General features: G+C 37.3%; 19 protein-coding genes. 14 read left to right on the top strand and 5 right to left on the bottom strand.

Annotation, left to right across the window (positions count from 1 at the left end):
* Positions 1–120 precede the first annotated feature (120 nt).
* The 3 genes from ACFOW1_RS02080 to mtaB all read left to right on the top strand — a co-directional run bounded on the left by ACFOW1_RS02080 (position 121) and on the right by mtaB (position 4802).
* Positions 121–2181 (top strand): TonB-dependent receptor, encoded by a 2061-nt coding sequence (locus ACFOW1_RS02080; RefSeq protein ID WP_379011975.1) that lies wholly within the window; start codon positions 121–123, stop codon positions 2179–2181.
* Positions 2182–2228: 47 nt separating this feature from the next.
* Positions 2229–3389 (top strand): sigma-54-dependent transcriptional regulator, encoded by a 1161-nt coding sequence (locus ACFOW1_RS02085; protein ID WP_379011978.1) that lies wholly within the window; start codon positions 2229–2231, stop codon positions 3387–3389.
* A 141-nt stretch (positions 3390–3530) separates the two neighbouring features.
* Positions 3531–4802 carry a tRNA (N(6)-L-threonylcarbamoyladenosine(37)-C(2))-methylthiotransferase MtaB gene (gene mtaB, locus ACFOW1_RS02090; RefSeq protein ID WP_379011980.1) on the top strand — a complete coding sequence of 424 codons (1272 nt, stop codon included), beginning with the start codon at positions 3531–3533 and terminating at the stop codon, positions 4800–4802.
* A 195-nt stretch (positions 4803–4997) separates the two neighbouring features.
* Here mtaB and ACFOW1_RS02095 read toward each other — a convergent pair whose 3' ends face one another.
* A complete protein-coding gene (locus ACFOW1_RS02095) occupies positions 4998–5570 on the bottom strand; it encodes an IS1096 element passenger TnpR family protein (protein ID WP_379011982.1) in 573 nt (190 codons plus the stop codon).
* Between the two features lie 274 nt (positions 5571–5844).
* Entirely contained in the window at positions 5845–7224 is a 1380-nt protein-coding gene (glmM, locus tag ACFOW1_RS02100) for a phosphoglucosamine mutase (RefSeq protein WP_379011983.1), read from the bottom strand.
* A gap of 95 nt (positions 7225–7319) precedes the next feature.
* Here glmM and ACFOW1_RS02105 point away from each other — a divergent pair, with 95 nt between their 5' ends.
* Entirely contained in the window at positions 7320–8066 is a 747-nt protein-coding gene (locus ACFOW1_RS02105; protein WP_379011984.1) for a class I SAM-dependent methyltransferase, read from the top strand.
* Here ACFOW1_RS02105 and ACFOW1_RS02110 read toward each other — a convergent pair whose 3' ends face one another.
* Positions 8067–8498, bottom strand: coding sequence for a hypothetical protein (locus tag ACFOW1_RS02110; RefSeq protein WP_379011987.1), 432 nt, complete (start codon positions 8496–8498; stop codon positions 8067–8069). It abuts the gene before it with no gap.
* A gap of 113 nt (positions 8499–8611) precedes the next feature.
* Here ACFOW1_RS02110 and ACFOW1_RS02115 point away from each other — a divergent pair, with 113 nt between their 5' ends.
* Together ACFOW1_RS02115 and ACFOW1_RS02120 are read left to right on the top strand one after the other, a co-directional pair.
* Complete coding sequence (locus ACFOW1_RS02115) at positions 8612–9235, top strand: phosphatase PAP2 family protein (protein WP_379011989.1); 624 nt, start codon at positions 8612–8614, stop codon at positions 9233–9235.
* Positions 9232–10914 carry an ArnT family glycosyltransferase gene (locus ACFOW1_RS02120; RefSeq protein ID WP_379011991.1) on the top strand — a complete coding sequence of 561 codons (1683 nt, stop codon included), beginning with the start codon at positions 9232–9234 and terminating at the stop codon, positions 10912–10914. The genes ACFOW1_RS02115 and ACFOW1_RS02120 overlap by 4 nt, the downstream gene beginning before the upstream one ends.
* A 9-nt stretch (positions 10915–10923) precedes the next feature.
* Here ACFOW1_RS02120 and ACFOW1_RS02125 read toward each other — a convergent pair whose 3' ends face one another.
* Positions 10924–11661, bottom strand: coding sequence for an MlaE family ABC transporter permease (locus tag ACFOW1_RS02125; protein WP_379011992.1), 738 nt, complete (start codon positions 11659–11661; stop codon positions 10924–10926).
* Positions 11662–11965: 304 nt separating this feature from the next.
* Positions 11966–14311: an NADP-dependent malic enzyme gene (locus ACFOW1_RS02130; RefSeq protein ID WP_379011994.1), complete on the bottom strand. Its 2346-nt coding sequence runs from the start codon at positions 14309–14311 to the stop codon at positions 11966–11968.
* Between the two features lie 392 nt (positions 14312–14703).
* Here ACFOW1_RS02130 and ACFOW1_RS02135 point away from each other — a divergent pair, with 392 nt between their 5' ends.
* The 8 genes from ACFOW1_RS02135 to ACFOW1_RS02170 all read left to right on the top strand — a co-directional run bounded on the left by ACFOW1_RS02135 (position 14704) and on the right by ACFOW1_RS02170 (position 22835).
* Positions 14704–15198 carry a hypothetical protein gene (locus tag ACFOW1_RS02135; protein ID WP_379011995.1) on the top strand — a complete coding sequence of 165 codons (495 nt, stop codon included), beginning with the start codon at positions 14704–14706 and terminating at the stop codon, positions 15196–15198.
* A 307-nt stretch (positions 15199–15505) separates the two neighbouring features.
* Positions 15506–15817, top strand: coding sequence for a helix-turn-helix domain-containing protein (locus ACFOW1_RS02140; protein ID WP_379011997.1), 312 nt, complete (start codon positions 15506–15508; stop codon positions 15815–15817).
* A gap of 41 nt (positions 15818–15858) precedes the next feature.
* The gene (locus ACFOW1_RS02145) at positions 15859–17031 is read left to right on the top strand and encodes a tyrosine-type recombinase/integrase (protein WP_379011999.1); all 1173 of its coding nucleotides are present in this window, start codon (positions 15859–15861) and stop codon (positions 17029–17031) included.
* 158 nt (positions 17032–17189) lie between these two features.
* Positions 17190–18158, top strand: coding sequence for an 8-oxoguanine DNA glycosylase OGG fold protein (locus tag ACFOW1_RS02150; RefSeq protein ID WP_379012000.1), 969 nt, complete (start codon positions 17190–17192; stop codon positions 18156–18158).
* 5 nt (positions 18159–18163) lie between these two features.
* Entirely contained in the window at positions 18164–18403 is a 240-nt protein-coding gene (locus ACFOW1_RS02155) for a hypothetical protein (protein ID WP_379012002.1), read from the top strand.
* Positions 18404–18600: 197 nt separating this feature from the next.
* A complete protein-coding gene (locus tag ACFOW1_RS02160) occupies positions 18601–18975 on the top strand; it encodes a hypothetical protein (RefSeq protein ID WP_379012004.1) in 375 nt (124 codons plus the stop codon).
* Between the two features lie 560 nt (positions 18976–19535).
* Positions 19536–21707 (top strand): TonB-dependent receptor family protein, encoded by a 2172-nt coding sequence (locus tag ACFOW1_RS02165; RefSeq protein WP_379012005.1) that lies wholly within the window; start codon positions 19536–19538, stop codon positions 21705–21707.
* Positions 21708–21713: 6 nt separating this feature from the next.
* A complete protein-coding gene (locus ACFOW1_RS02170) occupies positions 21714–22835 on the top strand; it encodes a cytochrome-c peroxidase (protein ID WP_379012006.1) in 1122 nt (373 codons plus the stop codon).
* Positions 22836–22838: the final 3 nt, after the last annotated feature.

A 22838-nucleotide genomic window follows, 5' to 3' on the forward strand; every position in this document is an offset into this window, starting at 1 on the left:
TAATTTAGACACTTTTTTCAGTTGTTAACAAATTTTTCACAAGATTATTTTATAAATATTCGAATATTTTTTTTGTACATGTGATTTGTTGCCTTTTTTATTCTTTGTTAAATTTATAAAGTGAAGAAATATTTACTCATTTTGCTTTTATCATTTAAAGTTTTATTTGGTAAAAGTCAAACAGATTCCTTAGTTATTAGTACAGACACATTAACTGAAGTACGTATTCATGCTTTTGGATTAAATAAACATTGGAAAGATGTACCTGCTTCTGTTGGTAGAATTACTACAAAAGAAGTGGCGTATATTGGTACTACTAATCTTTTGCCAGCAATCAACACCATCCCAGGTGTGCGAATGGAAGAACGTAGCCCTAGCAGTTATCGATTAAGTATTAGGGGAAGTTTGTTAAGATCACCATTTGGTGTTAGAAATATAAAAATATATTGGAATGGATTGCCTATGACAGATGGAAGTGGCAATACTTATTTTAATTTAATTGATGCCACCCAATTATCTTCATTGGAAATTATTAAAGGGCCTGCTGCTAGCTTATATGGCGCAAACACAGGTGGCGTGGTTTTACTACAGTCAAACAATGATTTTGTTAGTATGACTAAAAATTCTTATTGCATAAATGCAACAGGCGGTAGTTTTGGTTTATTTCAAGAGGGTAGTAGCTGGGAATATCAAAGCCAAAATTTTAGTTCTAAATTGATACAAAGTCATCAACAAAGTGATGGTTATAGGCAGCAATCTGCCTCACAAAAAGATAATATTACTTGGGAAGCAAGTTTTAAGAAAAATAAGCAACAATTTGACTTGATAAGTTTTTATACAGCGCAAATGTATCAAACACCTGGTGGTATTACTTTGGCTCAAATGCTGCAAGACCCAACCTTGGCAAGGCAGCCCGCCAATGGCATTCCAGGTGCTGTACAGCAACAAACAACCATCTATAATAATACATTTTTTATTGGATTACATTATACTTATACCATTAATCAAAATTGGTCTACCGAAGCGGGGATTGTGTTTCATCATACAGATTTTAGAAATCCGTTTATTACGAATTATGAGAAACGCAATGAAATCAATTTTGGTGGTAATGGTAAGTTGATTTACCAACAACAGTATGGCCATTTAAACTTACAGTGGCTTAGTGGTGGTGAATTATTGGCCAATCATTCTAAAATTGATGATTATGGAAATCGTGGTGGTGTAATAGATACTGTTCAGTTTAAAGATAATGTTTATATAAATCAATGGTTTGCTTTTACACAAATTCAAATGAGTGGTAAACATTTTAATGTAAATGCAGGTATTAGTGCCAATAACCAAAACTACCGCTATGAACGTTTAACCGATGCTAACCCAACCTTCACAAAGAAAACCACAGATGTAGCGGTGATGCCTCGTTTGGCAGCTCTGTACCAGTTCATGCCTCAAGTTGCTTTGTATGCTTCTTTGTCTAAAGGCTTTAGTCCGCCCTCTTTAGCCGAAATTAGACCTTCTAGTCGCTCATTCAACACCACTTTACAGCCCGAAGATGGCTGGAATGTCGAATTAGGTCTAAAAGGTAGTATTATAAAAAATAAATTAGTATTTGATGTTAATTATTACCGTTTTCGCCTACAAAATGCCATAGTTACTCGGAATAATACCGATGGTACACAATACTTTGTAAACGCAGGCGATACCAAACAAAATGGGGTGGAAGTGTGGTTGCAGTATCATTTACTGCGTAATGGGGCTCACTTTTTTAAAACCATTCAACTTACCGAAAGTTATAGCTATCAACCTTACAAGTTTATAACTTATCAGCAAGGGGCAAGTAATTATTCTGGCAATCAATTAACAGGTGTCCCCAAACATATTTTGGTAAATGGCTTACAAATAGCCATGGTAAAAGGCCTGTTTTTTAATGTTTCTGACACTTACACATCTGCTTTGTCGCTTACCGATGCGAACGATGTTTTCACTGAGGCATACAATTTGCTACAAGCAAAAGCTGGCATTAATATGAAGTTAAAAAAAGCAACCATGCAGTTTTATATCGGTGGTGATAATTTACTAAATCAATTGTATAGTTTGGGTAACGATATTAATGCTGTGGGCAAGCGCTTTTACAATCCAGCAGCGGCTATCAATTTTTATGGTGGGTGTAACATTAATTGGTAAATAAAAGAATAGAGCTTCTTTAATCTTAGCAAAATACAAAGGTAATTATGGCAAATATTTTAATTATAGATGACGAACGCGCAATACGTAATGTATTAAAGGATATTTTAGGTAATGAAGGCTATAAAGTAGAAGAAGCGGCCGACGGCGAAGAAGGTTTGAAAAAGTTTTTAGCCGCAAGTTTTGATGTGGTGTTGTGCGATATTAAAATGCCTAAGTTGGATGGCATTGAATTTTTGCAAAAAGCTACGGAAGCCAACCCTGATGTACCAATTATTATGATTAGCGGTCATGGTAATATTGAAACTGCTGTAGATGCTGTTAAAAAAGGGGCATATGATTATATTTCAAAACCACCAGATTTAAACCGTTTATTAATTACCATTCGCAACGCAATGGACAAAAATACTTTGGTAAAAGAAACCAAAGTGTTGAAGCGCAAGGCGAGTAAAGTGCAAGACATTATTGGCGAAAGCGAAGTCATTAAAAAAATTAAAGCGACAATAGAAAAAGTGGCGCCAACCGAAGCAAGGGTTTTGGTAACAGGCGAGAATGGTAGCGGTAAAGAATTGGTGGCTCGTTGGTTACACGAAAAAAGTGCTAGAAGTGGTAATGCGTTGGTTGAAGTAAACTGCGCCGCCATACCAAGCGAACTCATTGAAAGTGAATTGTTTGGACATGAAAAAGGTTCTTTCACTTCGGCTATAAAACAGCGTATTGGTAAGTTTGAGCAAGCTAATGGCGGCACTTTGTTTTTAGATGAAATAGGCGATATGAGCCTTTCTGCACAAGCCAAAGTGTTACGTGCCTTACAGGAAGCAAAAATTACACGCGTAGGTGGCGATAAAGAAATAAATGTAGATGTACGTGTGGTAGCTGCTACCAATAAAAACTTATTGGAAGAAGTTGAAGCTAAAAACTTCAGGATGGATTTGTACCACCGCTTGGGTGTCATTTTAATTCACGTACCTACTTTAAATGAGCGCAGGGAAGATATACCTTTATTAGTAGATAAGTTTTTACAAGACATTGCTACTGAATATGGTCAGCAAGTAAAAGTTATTGAAAAACCCGCTTTGGAAGCTTTGCAGCAACACAATTGGACAGGTAATATTCGTGAATTACGCAATGTGGTAGAGCGCCTAATCATCCTTTCAGGTAAAACGATTACTGCTGATGATGTAAAAAGTTATGTATTGCCAAGGTAGATTATCGTCTGAACGGAGATTTTGTAGGATGTAGCTAATTTTGAGATTAATTTGTCACCTCCTTGGTTGTGTTCCCTTTAATCTAAATAATCCTACAAAATCCCCGTTCAGACATTCGTTCAGACAATTTATCTTTGCCAAATGCAAAAGCAGCGTACGGTAGCCTTTCACACATTGGGCTGCAAACTAAATTTCTCTGAAACATCCACTATTTCTCGCTTGTTAGAAACTGAAGGGTTCGTAAAAACATCTTTTGAAGAACAGGCAGATGTGTATGTGATTAACACTTGTTCTGTAACCGATAATGCAGATAAAGAGTGTAGGCATTTGGTGCGCCGTATTCAACGCAAATCGCCAGAAAGTTTAGTGGTCATTACAGGTTGTTATGCCCAATTAAAACCTAAAGAAATAGCAGAAATACCTGGTGTTGACCTAGTGTTAGGTGCTGCTGAGAAATTTAATATTGTACAGCATTTAGCAGATTTAACAAAAGGTGACAGCGCTAAAATATGCAGTTGTGATATTGAAGAAGTAAGTGGTTTTACTGCTACTTATTCTATGAACGATAGAACTAGAACTTTTTTAAAAGTTCAAGATGGTTGCGACTATAATTGCTCGTTTTGCACCATACCTATGGCTCGTGGTAAAAGCCGCAGCGATAGTATTGCCAATGTAGTTAACAATGCAGAAGCAATTGCTGCTAGCGGTACTAAAGAAATTGTATTGACTGGCATTAATTTGGGTGACTTTGGTAAGGGGCCAGAAGGTGGCAAACACGAAGAAGATTTCTTCGAATTAATTAAAGCACTAGATCAAGTTGAAGGTATAGAACGCTACAGAATATCCTCTATTGAGCCGAATTTATTGACCAATGAGATGATTGCTTTTGTGGCAGATAGCAAAAAGTTTATGCCGCATTTTCATATTCCTTTACAAAGCGGTAGTAACACCGTTTTGGGCTTAATGCGCCGCCGTTACAAGCGTGAATTGTACGCTGAACGTGTGGCTCTAATTAAAACTTTGATGCCACATTGTGCCATTGGAGTAGATGTGATTGTGGGTTTTCCTGGAGAAACCGATGCTGCTTTTCAAGAGACATTTGACTTTTTGCATAGTCTAGATATTACTTATCTGCATGTGTTCACGTATTCTGAACGCGCCAATACAGTTGCGTTAGATATTAAACCGATTGTGCCGCATAACAAGCGTTTTGACCGTAACAAAGCATTACGCAACTTGAGCTACATGAAACAACAATATTTTAATGCACAGTTTGCTGGTCAAACACGTAAGGTGTTATTTGAAGCTTTTGATAAAAATGGTATGATGGAAGGCTATACCGATAATTATATTCGTGTAACCACACCTTACAGAACAGAATGGGCAAAGGAAATTGTAGATTGGAAATTGTAAATATCTCACACAAAGCAACTAAGGATACAAAGAACACACAGTAGGTTTTAAATATACGCTTTGGTAAAAGCTGCAAAGCGATATGAACGTACAAGTGAGTGACACAACAAAAGCTAAATAGTAGCACTACTGCTGGTAAATAAACCAAAAAAAGCGAAGCCATTGGCTTCGCTTTTACTATTTTAAGTAGCTGTTTTATTCAAACAAGCTATCAGTGCTTTGGCTGCTATCCTCATCTATTTCTTCTGAGGCATCACTTTCCTCACCTTCTGTACCAAAGCCATCATCAAGGCCATCTTTCAGATCGTATTTTTCTTCAATATCGGCAAATTTATCGCCTAGCAAGCTCTTGGTACCGTACTGTTGCGGGCCAATGCCTTCTTTTCTAGAACAAGCTGGGTAACTAATTTTTGAGCTTTCTTCTTTGCTTACATTAATGAGTTCTACCAGAAATGTCCAGTTTTTTGCAAAATCATATACATATATGAACTTTTGATTGGTATCAAAAATTTCAGAACTTATTATTGTATCTGCCATGATGAGTGGCGGCGCTACATATTCTTTATTGTACACTTCAAAGCTTATTTCGCGACCACGGACCCAATTATCGTTGCTGCGATAAAACGTAGCTTGGTGTTTATGGTCGAATTCGTAGCTTTTAAGAATGGCATAATGCAAGTCTTCAAAAGTTTGCTTGTGCTTGATTACTATGTCTCTGTACACCGAATCGTCTTCCTCTAAATATGCCCTGAATTTTAGAATTGCCATCTGTTTTTTAAACTTTAGGTAAATGTACCGCAACTTATAACAACCAATTTGTAATGCAGTTGCATTGTGAGTAAAAATATAAAAACTTACCGTAGGTATGTTATAAATCTACCAGATAGTCACACTAGACTCATAGGGCTTTAATTGCTGAATAGCGAACTAAGCGTATAAGTGAGTGACACAACCGAAGCTAAATAGTAGTACTAAAGTTGGTTACATTAAAACACTTCTTACCAATATTTTCTATTGACCTTGTGCCTATATGGTGATTTAATTACATCGCTTCCCTAATATCCTGCATGATGCGTTTAGCAATATTATCGGCTGTAGTTTCAAAATTGCTTTCGGCATAAATGCGAATTATTGGCTCTGTATTGCTAGTCCGTAAGTGCACCCAATCGGTATCAAACTCAATCTTTAATCCATCTTCAGTGTTGATAGGATTGTTTTTGTACTTCTTTTGTATATGAGTAAATATTTTTTTAATATCAAATCCAGCTTCTAGCTCAATTTTATTTTTACTCATAAAGTAATTGGTATAAGTATTACGCAATTGCTTTACACTTTTTTTCTCATGGGCTAAGTGGGTTAAAAACAAGGCAATACCAATCAAAGCATCACGACCATAATGTAAATCTGGTACGATAATGCCGCCGTTGCCTTCACCACCAATTACTGCATTTACAGCCTTCATTTTGGTTACCACATTTACCTCGCCCACCGCGCTTGGGGTATATTCACCACCATGTTTAATGGTTACATCTTTTAAGGCTCTTGTAGAAGACATATTGCTTACTGTATTGCCTTTGCGATGTTTTAAAACGTAATCAGCCACAGCTACCAACGTATATTCTTCACCAAACAAACTACCATCTTCACATACAAAACACAATCTATCTACATCGGGGTCTACAGCAATACCAATATCGGCTTTTTGCTTGTTTACCTCGTTGCATAGTTCGCGTAGGTTTTCTGGTAAAGGTTCTGGATTGTGCGCAAAATTGCCTGTAATAGCCTCGTTTAAAACCGTTATTGCTTCTACGCCCAGTGCCTTTAATAAAGCTGGAACAGCAATAGCCCCACTACTATTAATCGCATCTACAATTACGGAGAAGTTGGCTGCTTTTATGGCTGCCGCATCTACCAATGGATAATTAATAACAGCTTCAATATGTTTATCTAAAGCGGTGGTATCTTCTGTGTAAGTACCTAATTTATCAACTGTAACAAAATTGTAATCGTCTTTTGCAGCAGTTTCCAAAATCAATGCGCCTTCCGCGCCACTAATAAACTCGCCTTTGTGATTCAATAATTTTAAAGCATTCCACTCTTTAGGGTTATGGCTTGCAGTTAAAATAATACCGCCAGCGGCTTTATGAAAAACAACAGCCATTTCTACCGTAGGTGTAGTACTTAAACCAAGATTGATAACATTTAAACCTAATGCATTTAAAATGCTAATTACCAATCGCTCTACTAATGCACCGCTAATACGGCCATCACGCCCAATAACCACTGTTTTATTGCTAGATTGTTGTGCCAACCAAGTACCATAAGCTGCCGTAAAACGTACCACATCGAGGGGGCTTAACGTATCGCCAGGTTTGCCGCCAATAGTGCCCCTGATACCAGAAATACTCTTAATTAATGCCATAGTTAGTCTATTTAAAATTCAACGATAGGGGAATGCAAACATAATAGAAAATGGATTATTGATCCCTTAATTTTATAACCACTTATCTTAGCGCTATGGGAGCAAATGCGTGGTATAAAGATTGGTTCAATTCGCCTTATTATCATTTGTTATATAATAACAGAGATGAAGATGAAGCACAAGCATTTTTAGAACGCTTGATAGCATATTTACAACCTAAAAAAGGGGCGAAGATGCTTGATGTGGCTTGCGGTAAAGGTAGGCACAGCAAGGCTTTGGCCGATATGGGGTTTGATGTAACAGGTATTGATTTATCTGCCTCTTCAATTGCTGCTGCTAAGCTTGATGAAACTGAACATCTGCATTTTTATGAGCATGACATGCGCTTGCCTTTTTGGATTAACTATTTCGATTTTGCGTTTAATTTCTTCACGAGCTTTGGTTATTTTAAAACCGAGCGTGAACATAATAATGCACTTAGAACCATTGCACAAAGCCTACGAGCAGAAGGCTTATTTGTAATTGATTATTTAAATGTGCATTACACTGAAGATCATTTACAAAAAAGTTTCACCAAAATAATAGACGGTATCACTTTTCATGTAAGTAAGTGGCACGACGAACACCAATTTTTTAAGCAAATACAGGTTACCGATGCTACTAATTTATCGCCAAAGCATATTTCTACAGAGAAAGTCGCCAAATTTAGTTTAGGCGATTTCACAGATATGTTGGCATATCAGCAAATGCAAATACAGCATGTATTTGGTGATTACCAGTTGGGTAGTTACGATGTGAAAAAATCGCCACGAATGATTATCGTGGCGAAGAAAATAGGATAATTAAAATTTAGGTTTTAATAATAATTTATTGGTAGAATCAATATAGGGAAGCGAGTCTTTATATGTTGGTAATACAAAGTTGTATTTAGCATTACCTTTTGGTTGAAAGCGATTGTTTTTTAGCTTATTTATTACGTCTGTCATTGTTTTGGGTGCTGTTGGCTTTGCAATCATATTATCAAGATAGCTACTATCGGGCTTTGCCACAGGCATGTCATCTGGTTGGCTTTTGTAAATGTTTAAACCATTGCCATTATTATATAAAAACATCTGACCACTAGGCCCAATATTTGCCGAAGGCATATTATCAATCGGTTTATTCAACGATAAATTATTTAAGCGATTTTCTCTAGCTAATTTAAGTGAGGGGGATTGCTGTGCAAAGCCAATAACTGAACTAAAACTTAGTACTGACAACAATAAAAATTTCATAAGAAGCGGTTTATCTTGCTAATATACAGAAATGACAGTATTTGAAGTGTTTGTGCTGCAAAAAAAAGCTTAAAATTTATTCGAGGTGGTTAGGCAAACTTTATTTTTACAAGATGTTATCAATCAATGCTATTTTACTCAACATTATCGATTGGATAAAAAAATGGGATACCTATTTTTTCTTGAAAATCAATACCAAATTTACCAACCCATTTTTAGATTTTGTGTATCCTTGGTACAGAGATAGTATTACTTGGGTGCCTTTTTATGTATTTATGCTCGTTTTTATGATGGTCAATTTCGGTAAGCGAACTTGGTATTGGTTGTGGTTTGCTGTATTAACGATTTTGGTGTCAGACCAAACAAGTAGCACTTTAGTAAAAGGCTTTTTTGCACGCCCAAGACCTTGTAGAGATGAGGTATTGCAGTTTCAAGTGCGTTTATTACTAGATGGTTGTTCAGGCGGTTATAGCTTCACATCGTCTCACGCTACCAATCATTTTGCTATCGCGATGTTTTTCTCACAAACACTCAAGCCTTTTATTGGCAAATGGCACCAACTATTTTTTGTGTGGGCCGCTACCATTGCTTATGGTCAGGTATATGTAGGTGTACATTATCCGTTGGATATTATCTGTGGTGGCTTGCTTGGTTGTGGCATTGGTTATCTTGTGGCATTATTGTTTAATAGAAACGTAGGTGGCTTGCAACTGCGTTCTCAAATACCTAGTTTATGATTGCAAAACGTTCGTCAATTATTATATTAACGCTGTGTGCTGTTGCGTATTTATTGGGTATGTTTTGCGTGCCGTTAATGAATATTGATGCTGCACAATACGCCTCTATTAGCCGTGAAATGCTTGAGCGACATAGCTTTTTGCAAGTATTTGATTTGGGTAAAGATTATTTAGACAAACCACCGATGTTATTTTGGCTATCTGCATTAAGCATGAAGCTATTTGGCATACATGATTGGGCGTATCGTTTGCCATCTTTCTTGTTTGCTGTATTGGCTATTTATAGTACGTATCGTTTGGCGTTCTTGTTTTACAAAGAAGAGATTGCCGTTTTAAGTGCCTTGGTATTGGCTACTTGTCAGGCTTTGTTTTTAATCAACCACGATGTAAGAACCGATACCATGTTAATGGGCTGGGTAATTTTTAGCCTATGGCAATTGGCAGCATGGTACAGCACAAAAAGTTGGTTAAACTTCTTTTTAGCGTTTGCAGCAATAGCAGGCGGTATGATGACCAAAGGGCCAATTGCTTTGATGGTGCCTGCTTTTGCATTTGTGCCACATTTTATCTTAAGAAGAGAATGGAAGCAAATGTTTAGAATTGAATATGTATTGGGCTTACTCATTGTTGCTGTGGCCTTAGTGCCTATGAGTTGGGGCTTGTACCAGCAATTTGATTTACATCCGGGCAAATTGATTAACAATGTGCCTATCAAATCTGGTTTGAAATTCTACTATTGGACGCAGAGTTTTGGCCGCTTTACAGGTGAAAATTATTACCACGAAAACGGGTATTTCACGTTCTTGTTTGAGAATATGCTGTGGAGTTTTTTACCTTGGATTTTATTCTTTTTAATAGGCTTGGTATTTGATTTGGTTGGTTTAGTTCAAGCTCGTTTTAAACTCGCTCACAATGAAGAATGGATAAGTACAGGTGGTTTTGTAATTACCTATTGTATCCTAGCTCGTAGTCAGGCACAGTTGCCACACTATATTTTTATCGTATTTCCTTTAGCTGCTATTATTACGGCGAAGTTTTTATACAAACTCACTTATACCGACCAATTGGTTATTTGGCGTAAAGCATTAACGGTATTGCATGTGGTTATTTTCACCGCTATTTGGGGTGCTTTGGTAGCATTATTGGTTATCCCATTTGCCTCTATACCAAAGTATGTAGGCTGTTTGGCAGCAATTGGGTTGCTAGCAATGCTGTATATTCTAACTTTGAAGAAAACGGGTTTTCCTAAACTGCTTGAAGTGGCATTTTTCACCATTATTGGTGTCAATATCTTCTTAAACTCAGCATTCTACCCAACCTTACTCAAGTTTCAAATTGGTAATACGGTGGCTGATGTCATTGCCAAACAACAATTACCAAAAGATAAAGTGAGCATTTATGGTGCTGGTAACGATTATACGCTACACTTTTATGGCAATCATATTTTTAAGCAAAAAACAAGTATTGCACAGCTAGATAGTAGCGATATTATTTTGACTCCAAAAGACAGTGTAGCAGTAGTTACAGCTAAATTTCCTGCAAGCAAAATATTGTACAATGGTAGAAGCTATGGCGTAACGCAACTTAGCATAGAGTTTTTAAACCCAGCTACAAGAGAAAAGGTATTAGGGAAGTATGTGGTTATGCGTTTAGATAGCACTCATTCTATAGCAAAATAATTCTTGTAATTATAACAATAAAGCAGCAAGTACGTAATCAGCAAATAGAATTAAGATACAACTTACCACTACTGCACTTGTACTAGAGCGACCAATTTCTAGGGAGCCGCCTTTTACATGGTAGCCATAATAAGCTGGTATACTGCTGACGATAAAGGCAAATGTATAAGCCTTGTACATGGCAAATTGTATGTTGAAAAGATTTAAGTTTTGACGCAATCCAATGTCATAAATATCTGGGGCTAAAATACCTGTAAAATTACCTGCCATTCTTCCGCCCCAAATACCCAACACCGCTGAAATCACTATCAACGCTGGTATTACTACCAAACTAGCCAATAACTTGGGCAGTACCAAATAACTTTTGGTATTAATACCCATAATTTCTAAGGCATCTATTTGTTCGCTTATACGCATATTGCCTAGTTCACTTGCTATTTTACTGCCTACCACACCAGCTAGCACAATACTTAATACCGTAGGCGATAGTTCTAAAATCATACTATCTCTTACAATTTGAGCGATGGTTGAAAGTGGTACTAGTGGAGTTACTAATTGATAAGCCGTTTGTACTGTGGTTACCGCACCTAAAAACAAGGATATAATTACCACAATTGGCAATGCGCCTACGCCAATTTCTACGCATTGGTGCATAAATTCTTTCCAGTACATTTTTAAATTTTCAGGCTTGGTAAACATGCCCTTCAACATTAAAAAGTAAGCACCTAAATGGGTAAAAAATTTCATGTACTAAAGTTATTGCTACAAAGAAACGAGTTTTAGAGAGAACAGATGCAAGTTTCAAGTTGCAGGTTACTAGTTTCAAGTTACCAGTAACTGGTTACTGGTGTAGGCTATTTTTAAAAGAACAAGATTCAAGCAAATTAACCTGAATCTTGTTTCCTTTGTATTTTATTTCTTGCAACCTGCAACTTGTAAATAGCAATTAATTCCTTCCTTGCTTCTTTGCTCTGTGGTTTAAATTAACAGTAACTAATTCCTTCTTTGCTTCCTTGCTCTGTGTTTCAAAACCACAAATCATAAATCACCCCTACATCTTATGCTTCTTTTTCAAGCTTTTCCACCAACTGGTTTTGGCTACTTCTACTTCTGTATCTAGCTTGGTTTTAGATTGTGCATCTACCACCGCTACCAATGCCATGTTTACAATATTGCGCACACTACTACCTAGCTGCAATACATGTACAGGCTTTTTCATGCCTAGCAAAATTGGGCCAATGGCTTCTGCACCGCCAAGCTCTTTTAGTAAGTGATACGCCAAGTTACCTGCTGTCAAATTCGGGAAAATCAATACGTTCACATCTTGGTCTACCAGCTCGCTAAAAGGATAGTTTTCTTTCAGCACATCGTTGTTAAACGCAAGGCTACCTTGCATCTCACCATCTACTATTAACGATGGATTCCGTTGTTTTAAAATAGCGGTTGCTTTGGCTACAAGTTTGGCTTCTGCACCATCGCTACTACCAAAGTTGCTATAGCTAAGCATGGCAATGCGTGGCGTAATATTAAAGCTGCGTACTTCCTTCGCTACCATTTGTGCAATATCTGCTAGTTCTTCTGCAGTGGGGTTAAAGTTTACCGTAGTATCCGCTAAGAAGATAGGCCCTTTCTTGGTAATCAATAAATACATACCTGCTATCTTTTTCACACCCTCTTCTGTACCTATTATGTGTAGGGCTGGTCTTATTGCTTCAGCATAGTTTCTTGTAAGGCCACTAATCATGGCATCTGCATCGCCTGTTTCTACCATCATACAGCCGTAGTAGTTACGCTCTTGCATCATTTTAAAGCTTTCGTACGCATTAAAACCTCTACGTTGGCGCTTCGCAAAAAACAGCTCACCATAAGCAGTACGTTTCTCTTCTTGCTCATCTACTCGTGGGTCTATTATTTGCATTTCGTGAATGTCTATGTCATTCTCGTCAGCAATGCGTTTTATCTTGTTTACGTCACCTAGCAAAATAGGGTAGGCCACACCATCTTCATACAGTATGCTGGCAGCTTTTAAAATCTTCACATTGTCTGCTTCGGCAAATACCAAACGTTTAGGGTCACGTTTTGCCTTACTTGCTATCACACGCAATAGCTGATTATCTAGGCCCAAACGTTTGTTCAATTCTACAATATATTCATCCCAATTGGTAATCGGCTTTTGGGCTACGCCGCTTTCGATGGCTGCTTTTGCTACAGCAGGCGCTACAGTGCTTAGTAGGCGGGGGTCTACCGGCTTTGGAATAATATAGGTAGGCCCGTAACACAAGTTCTTTTGGTTATACGCCATGTTCACAATATCTGGCACAGGCGTTCTTGCTAGTTCGGCCAAAGCCTTTACGGCCGCTAGTTTCATGGCTTCGTTTATCTTAGTTGCACGTACATCTAATGCGCCTCTAAATATATAAGGGAAGCCAAGCACATTGTTTACCTGATTAGGATAATCGCTTCTACCCGTTGCCATAATGAGGTCTTTGCGAGCAGCGATCGCTTCTTCGTAGGTAATTTCTGGGTCAGGGTTGGCCATAGCAAATACAATGGGGTTTTTGGCCATGGTTTTTATCATCTCGCCCGTTACCACATTACCTACACTTAGTCCTACAAATACATCCGCATTTTTTATGGCGGTGGTAAGTGTCCAATCACTTTTTTCTGTGGCAAATTTTTGCTTCACTTCATCAAGGTCGGTGCGGCCTTTGTGCAGTGGTCCCTCTTTATCTAGCATAATGAAGTTCTCGTACTTAGCGCCAAGCGCTATATACATTTGCACGCAAGCCATAGCGGCTGCACCAGCGCCATTAATCACAAATTTGGCACTGCCTATTTTCTTCTTCTGAATATCCAATGCGTTCAGCAATGCCGCACCACTAATGATGGCGGTACCATGTTGGTCATCGTGCATCACGGGGATTTTCATCCGCTCTTTTAGTTCGCGCTCTATGTAAAAGCATTCAGGGCTTTTAATATCTTCTAAGTTAATGCCGCCAAACGTAGGTTCTAGCGCTTTTACTATTTGTACAAATTTCTCTGGGTCTTTCTCATTTATCTCTATGTCAAATACATCTATATCTGCAAATATTTTAAACAATACACCCTTGCCTTCCATCACGGGCTTGCCCGCTTCTGGCCCTATATCGCCCAATCCCAATACCGCCGTACCATTGCTTATTACCGCTACCAAATTGCCTTTCGCCGTGTATTTATACACATCATCGGGGTTGTCTTTAATAGCCAAACAAGGCCAAGCCACACCCGGGCTGTAAGCAAGACTTAAGTCACGTTGGGTTTTGGCTTCTTTGGTAGGTATTACTTCTATTTTACCCGGCCTGCCTTGAGCGTGGTATTCTAAAGCTTGTTCCTTTTTGGTGTTGTTCTGTTTTGTCATACAAGTATCAATTTTTTATGAAACCAACGTAGTACCGCTATGCCACACTCATGGTGTTACACGCCAATAAACTTAGTTGGTGGTTGCGCTTTTACAGCAGCACTGCCATTCGCAATGTTACGGTTTAAAACTAACAGTTGATAGTTTTTCAAAGGGCGCAAAGTACAATATTAGCCATCAGCCCGCTTTAAAATTTTGCTTACGACGCTAATTTAAGTTGTTATTGTTATTCCTTTTTAAAGCGATTGCTATCATGTGAGTCAAAATCCACCCGTTTTAGCTTTTCATAACTATTTGTTAATTTATAACTAAAAAATACACTATCTTAATAGATAATTATGCTAATTTTTATATTTTAGTCGCTAATTATTCATTAAAAAATCAATTTTTGTATGGCAAATGTTTTGCAAAACCGCATCAGCACTACGTTTTCAACTACCGATGAAGCTGCTTTAACGGCGCAGCATGCCGCTTACTCGGCTGTGATTAATCCCAAAATGGTAACCTTAACAGATGAGGAACTAAAGGGTATACCAAGTATTGATGTAGACAACTATGTATTTGTAAACGACACCATTACTACCTGCGATGCCGAAGGTGTGGCGATGCTGCCGCCCAATATCGCTGCACAAGTACCCGAAATGGTGAAGGATTACACGTTTTACAAACAGCTACATGCAGAAATCGCATGGCTACAAGGGGTGTTAGACAAGCTAAAACGCAGTCAGCGCCTAGCTGCCGCCGAAAGCTATACGGTAGCCAATAAAATTTACGAAATGTATGCTAGCCTAGCCGATGCAGGCGTACCGGGCGCACAAGCTAAGTACGACTACCTAAAAGCCCGCTACAAAGGCAATGGCGGTGGTAGGCCACAGGATGCAAAATAGGGGTATTAAAACCTATTTTACAGGCTATATATACCTAATAAACAGGTGTATATAGCCTATTTTAATAGTATAAAATAAGTATTAAACAGGTTAAATACACCGTTTTAATTAGTGTAAAATATCTATTAAAAGGGTTAGATACACCTATTAAACCAGTGTGATACACCTATTGTTTAGGTTAGTTACACTGGTTTATTCTATTTAATACACCTAATATAATGGGTATATTACCCTGGAAAATATAGTTTTTACATGGCTTTATAATACAAAACTTACAATGATGCCCCCACCACTACATATAGGGAAGATGCTTAGGCAATATATAGATGATAATCGTTTGTCGTTAGCGGCATGGGCAAGGCGAGCTAATGTAAATATTACCACAGTAACGCAATATTTAAAACAGCCCACCATGAGGGTAGATACACTAATGGCAGTGTGCGAACAACTAGAATACAATTTTTTGCGTAACATAGCCAATACCTTACCACCCGAACTACCACCACAAGCCCCTATAGACCAAAGCACCGAACTAGCCGCCCTAAAAGCCGAAAACGAGAAACTAAAAGTAGAAATAGCGGCATTGGAAAGGGCTATTGGATTGATGGGGAAGAAGTGACAGCTAAAAAATGATAGCTTTCGTTTTTAAATAAAGTAAGTATGCTACACATTGTATTGCAACCATTATGGCATAAGGAACAAATGGTAATAGGTATTTATTTCGCAAAAAATACCCAACTAAATAGCATTATAAAACAATTGCCCGAGGCTAAATGGACACAAACACACAAATGCTGGTATTTACCTTGTACCAACCAAGCCTACCATGCACTACAACTAGCGGTAAAAACCATTGCAACCATAGATGCTAGCTTACTTACCACACTATCACCAGCCCCCAATAGCATAGAGCCAATACAGCAAAAGCCAGCCGCTACTAGCACAGTGCTACTAAAAATACATGCCAAAAATGCCCACGTACTGCCCCAAATGCAGCAACACCTACAATTAAAAGCCTATAGCACAAGCACCATAAAAACCTATACCAACGAAATGGCGCAACTGCTATATACCCTAAAAAGTACCCCCGCCGATACCCTAAGCATACAACGCCTAAAAGACTACTTGCAATACTGCTACACCACATTACAGCTAAGCGAAAACACCTTACATAGCCGTATGAACGCCCTAAAATTCTACTACGAACAAGTATTAAACAAAGAACGTTTTTTTTGGGAAGTGCCAAGACCAAAGAAGCACTTACAGCTACCCAAAGTTTTAGGGGAAGATGAATTGGGAAAATTGTTTAATGCGCTAGACAATAAAAAGCACAAAGCCATGTTGTTTACCGCCTACAGTGCAGGCCTGCGTGTAAGCGAAGTGGCTGCCTTACAGATAAAACATATAGATAGCGATAGAATGCAAATATTTATAGAACGTGCAAAGGGCAAAAAAGATAGGTACGTGGGGCTAAGCCCAGTACTGCTAGATATATTGCGAGATTATATAAAAACGTACCAGCCAACGCCAAAGCAGTATTTATTTGAAAGCGAGCAAACGTTTACAGCTTACCCAACAAGAACAATTCAGCGAATATTTCAGTTGGCAAAAGAAAAAGCAAGTATATCTAAAGATATAGGCATACATAGTTTGCGCCATAGTTTTGCAACACACTTATTAGAGAAAGGAACGGACATAAAGTTTATAAAAGATTTATTGGGTCATTTTAACATAAAAACTACCGAAAGGTATTTGCATGTAAGTAAAAAGAAATTGATTAACATTGCTAGTCCATTTGATGATTTGTTTAGAAGTGGTAAAATAGACTGGTAAATGTGCAACAATACAAATGGCGAAGAGCGTGGATTGTGACAACGACAATACAAAAAGGCGAAGACTAATATATTGATAATCAGAAGCAAGAAAATATTTGATAGTGCGCCTAATATCATATATACTTGCGTTAGCGGTCAGCTTAAAAGACGACACAAATGAACATTAACAATTACAAAATATTAATCTCAAATCTGCCTGTAAGACAACAATGTTTTACGACAAAACGAACAACTTGGACAAAGGCGGAGAATGAAATTAAGTGGCTAAAAAATCTCAATGACAAGTTGTTTGGTGACAATAAAACTTTGACAATAAGCCGTCAAGACATTTTTGAAACAAACGAACCGAGAGAAACAATTATCAAGATAATTTATTGGGGCTACACAGCAGGAATGCGTGGAAATCATTTTGTAAATATTCTGAAACACATTGACACCATTGAAAACGTATTGCGGACTTTAAGAGATAAAACAAACCCCACAACGACAGACTTTAACGACCTGACACTAACTTTCAAAAATGTTGCAGGACTTGGACTATCAACTTATAGCAAAATACTTTACTTTTTCAAAATATCATTTAACGGCAATCCTTGTTTAATACTTGACCAGCGACTTATTGACGTTTTTGCGAGCAAATCGTATGCTAACTTTCAGCAATTAAGCAACATTCGTTATGACAACGCTGAAAAAAAATATCTTGACTTCTTACAGCTTGCAAGGCAGGTTGCAAGTAACATAGAAACAGAAGGAGAAAACATTGAATTATTCCTTTTTACTTTCGGAAACAACTTAAAACCAACAAATATGATTTCAAATATGTGGGACGGATACTGTCCTGAAAGTTTGTTGAAAGGAAAAACAGTTCGTATGCGACTTAACCAAAGCGACTTTTTTGAAAGTGAAGAAACCGGACTTCAAATTTGTATCATTTCAGGAGTTCAAGCAGTAATTTTAAATTTTAGGGGAAAAGGAAAATTTAGAGAAACACCAACATTTGGCGATGAAGTTGAAAACGGAGAAATTTTAAGTCCTCAAAATTCTGACAGACCACCTTTTAACAATCCGACAACTGCATTTGGTGAGAGTGAAGAAATTGAAAATTACATTGCTTCAATTCAGTAAAGACCATGAATATTCAGCTAAATAATGACGACAGAAAAGAAAGCCGAACCGCTAACATCGGTTTGGCAATATGGCGGCTAAAGTGCTTCTCTGAAACATTTGTGCAAGGTTCAACAGCAGTAACTCTATTGAACTTTTGTGCTAAAAATCCGCCACATCGCCAAGCCGAAAAACGTTATGTGCCATACTGCCCAACAGTTTCATCAGCTTTGGGGGCGACAGTAAAAATGTTCTTTATCATTTAGGTTTGACTTGACCCAAAGCCCACATAGGCTTGACAATCTTTGTTTAGTTTTTGTACAAGTTTTGTTCTTTGGTTTTTCAATTTAGCATTTGTATCGGGTGGACTTTTGCTCAAGTCACAAGCAAGTGGACACAGCACACAGTTTGACAATCATTACAACCTTAACAAAAACTATTAAGCAGCACGACACATTACGATATGTTTGACTTACTTAAAATAAAATTATTCGGACACCAGCCAGTTGCAAAAATTTCAGACCAACTGCTTGACACATTAATTGAGAGAGATTACAAAAGCAATTCAGCAACAGTAAAGACAAAACTCAATACTATTCACAGCGACAATCAAGCAGGAAAAAACAGAATTGCAGCAGGTATTTTAAAACTTGCGAACAAAAACTTTGACACTTTAGACGAACTAATTAAAAAAGCTAACACTGACAGCAGAGATATTTTTATGTGGGCAGAGTATCCAAGATGTTCAAAACTTGGCTTTGACGACTTAGACGATAAACAAATGAAACAGATTTATCTTGAAGATTACATTGAATATTCAAGTTGGCTAAAAGTTTGACACGAAGAAGTACGGCACATAACATATGGTTTGGCATTATTGGGGCTTGACGAATATTGCCTCATCATTTGTTCTTTATTGTGCTTTAGTTCGGGCTTGACGTTATAAATTTGGCTTATGAATAAAACATCAGCAATATTGCAATCATTGGGCTTCGGTTATGGGCAGACGGAATGCTAATTCCCCAACAACGCCAAGCCTTTTTCGTTGTACGCAGCCCTAAACCAAAATTTCGTTTCCCTACAAGCAACAAGACATTCAAAGCTAAGTCCCTAACAATCCACTGCACATTGCAGCACATTTGCAAGGCACACAAAGCCAACACACAGAAGCCAACCTTACAAAAGAGCTGCAATTGCCAACACACGGCAGACAGTCAATTTATTCAGGCAGCCCCACCCCGAAAAAGAAGAAGAAAAGAAAAACCGCCTACGGAGGTTTCGTTTTACTTATTCTTTTATCTATGACAAACTTTTCCCGATTGCGTTATTTCTTTTCCCAAATGTAAAAGTGTACAAAAAAATCTTACCACACATTTGCACCAAATTAAAAATAAAAGTATGGGCAAACAGAAAATTATAGTTGGGATATGTGCAATATTCTATATCATAAATGCCAGTGCACAAAAGGCAGACAGCAGCAAAATGCTACCAGATGTAACTGTAACAGGTTATAAAACAGTAAACGGTGTTGGGCATCTACCTGAAATGAAAAACGGTATCATCTATGCAGGAAAGAAAACTGAAATTATTCTTATAGATAGCTTAGATGCCAATAAAGCCATCAATAACACAAGACAAATATTAGGTAGAATACCAGGTCTTAATATTGTAGAAACAGAAAGTAGCGGCTTTACAGCCAATGGTATTGCCACAAGAGGATTAAACCCGATACAAAGTATTGAAATGAATACAAGGCAGAATGGGTACAACATAAGTGCAGATGTTTACGGCTACAACGAGGCCTATTATATTCCACCGATGGAAGCAGTAAGCCGAATAGAAATGGTAAGAGGTGCAGCCTCATTGCAATTTGGGGCACACTTTGGTGGCCTTGTAAACTATGTAACCAAAGATGCACCAATAAATAAACCTTTTGAATTTACAACATCGCAAACAGCAGGAAGTTTTGGGCTGTTTAATTCTTTTAATTCTATTGGAGGAACTTACAAAAAAATTAGCTACTATGCTTTTTTGCAATATAGAAATATGGAGGGCTATCGCCCCAATAGCCAGCAATGGCAAATTTCAGGGTTTGGAAAATTTGAATATAAACCAACAGACAAACTTACTATTGGTGTAGAATATTCATTGCTTCGCAATCAAATAAAAATGCCAGGTGGCTTAGATGATAGTACATTTTATGCAAATCCAAAAGCATCAACAAGGGCAAGAAATTGGTTAAAAAGTCCTTGGAATATTGTTTCTGCTTATGCAAACTTTACATCATCTGCCAACACAACCATTAGCTTAAAAACAACCTATTTATTTAGCAATCGTTCATTAGTTTGGCGTAATGAAGATGGTGGCGCAAGTGCCCTAGATGAAATAGACCCAGCCACAAATGACTTTGTACCAAGAGAAGTTGGCAAAGAAAATATACATAATACAACAACTGAACTTAGAATTGCACACACTTATAAATTAGGTAAACAACAATCAACCATTGCAGGTGGTGTAAGGTATAGTTATGCTTGGTTTAAAAGACAAGGCGGTGGCGAAGGCACTACCAAAAGCGATTTTGATTTATCTATTACAGGAGATTGGGGGTATAATTTAGATTTTTCAACTACCAATATTGCACCATTTGTAGAAAATATTTTTAGACTAAATGATAAGCTAACCATTACACCTGGCTTTCGATTTGAATATTTAAACAGCACTGCAACAGGTTACAAAATAGTAGATAACATTAAACAATTACCCGACCTAAGCCGTAATCGCTATTTTGCATTGGCAGGTTTAGGTATAGAATATAAGCCAACTAAAAACACAAGTGTGTATGCCAATTTCAGTCAGGCTTACCGCCCTATTGATTACAGCCAGTTAGAACCATTTGGCATTACTTCCAAAATAGACCCAAATTTAAAAGATGCTTACGGTTTCAATACTGATTTAGGTTACAGAGGCACTATAAAAAATTATTTAAACTTTGATATTGGCGGTTTTTATTTGGCCTATAATAATAGAATTGGTGTAGTGCTAAAACAAGACCCCGCAGGCAACGATTATTCGTTAAGAACCAATATTGCCAATAGTGTTCACAAAGGCATTGAGAATTATGTAGAATTGAATATTTTAAAAGCTATCAACGAAAAATCTAAATACGGGTTAAGTATTTTTAATTCATTTGCATATATAGATGCAAAATATACAAGTGGAGAATTTATTGGTAAAAGAGTAGAAGCTGCAGCAAAAACCATCAACCGTGTTGGCTTAATTTTTAGTAACAAACAATTCTCTTCCACCTTTCAGATAAATTCAGTTGGCGATGCTTACGGTGATGCTTCTAATGTCACAACAAGCAGCGACCCCATTGCAGGTTATATACCAGCATATACCGTTGTAGACATAAGTGCTACCTACAAAATAAACAATTACGCCATAAAAATTGGTGCCAATAACTTAACTGATAAATCATACTTCACCCGCAGAACAGACGAATACCCAGGCCCAGGCATCATTCCATCAGTTGGTCGTAGTTTTTATATAGGGTTTACAGCTAAATTTTAAATAACAATGAGAAAAAATAAATTAACCATTACTATTACTTGTTTAATAACTGTTGTTATTGGTTCTATGGTCACGCTATCATCTTGCAGTAAAGAAAGAGACATTGTTACCTTTGAATATATTGACAAAATAAAACTTGGTAAATTCATATTTAACGATAAAAATTTATCAACCCCAATTGGGCAATCATGTTCTAGTTGCCACAACCCATCCACTGGTTTTAGCGACCCCAATCACAGCATTATTTCTGAAGGTGCAGTAAATGGATTATTTGGTAATAGAAACACACCCAACATTGCTTATAGCATGTTTACACCAGCGTTATATTTTGACAATGTAGATTCTACTTATGTTGGCGGCTTCTTTTTAGATGGCAGAGCAAATTCGTTAAAAGAGCAGGCCCATGAACCATTTCTTAATCCGCTTGAGATGAACATTCCAAATGTTCAAACATTAATTAATAAAATTAAAGCCGCTAGTTATTACCCATTGTACAAACAGGTATATGGCGAAGTTTTAGATAATAATATTGCTTTTAATAATGTAGCTGATGCCATTGCATTATTTGAAAAATCACCCGACTTAAATCCATTTACCTCAAAATACGATTACTATTTAAAAGGACAGGCAAAACTAAATGCACAGGAATTAAGAGGCTTGCAATTGTTTAATGACAGTGCAAAAAGTAAATGTGCCAATTGCCATATTTCTGAGCCAGACCCAATAAGCGGTAAAGTATTATTTACAGACTTTACGTATGATAATATTGGTGTTCCTAAAAACCCAGCAAATCCATTTTATACATTACCTACCACTTTTAATCCCTTAGGTAATAATGCAATAGATTACGGCTTAGGTGGTTTTTTAAATAACCCTACGCATTATGGAAAATTTAAAGTACCTACTTTAAGAAATTCAGCCATTTCTGCCCCCTATTTTCACAATGGATTTTATAATACATTAGAAGAAGTTGTACATTTTTATAATAAAAGAGATGTTGAACCTTTTCCCCCTGCTGAAATAACAGCAACCGTTAACCGCACCGAAGTTGGTAACCTGCACCTTACAGCACAAGAAGAAAAAGATATTGTTGCATTTATTAAAACATTAACCGACGGATTTAAATAATTA

Origin of the sequence: Parasediminibacterium paludis, assembly GCF_042651445.1 — a bacterium.
GTDB lineage: Bacteria > Bacteroidota > Bacteroidia > Chitinophagales > Chitinophagaceae > Parasediminibacterium > Parasediminibacterium paludis.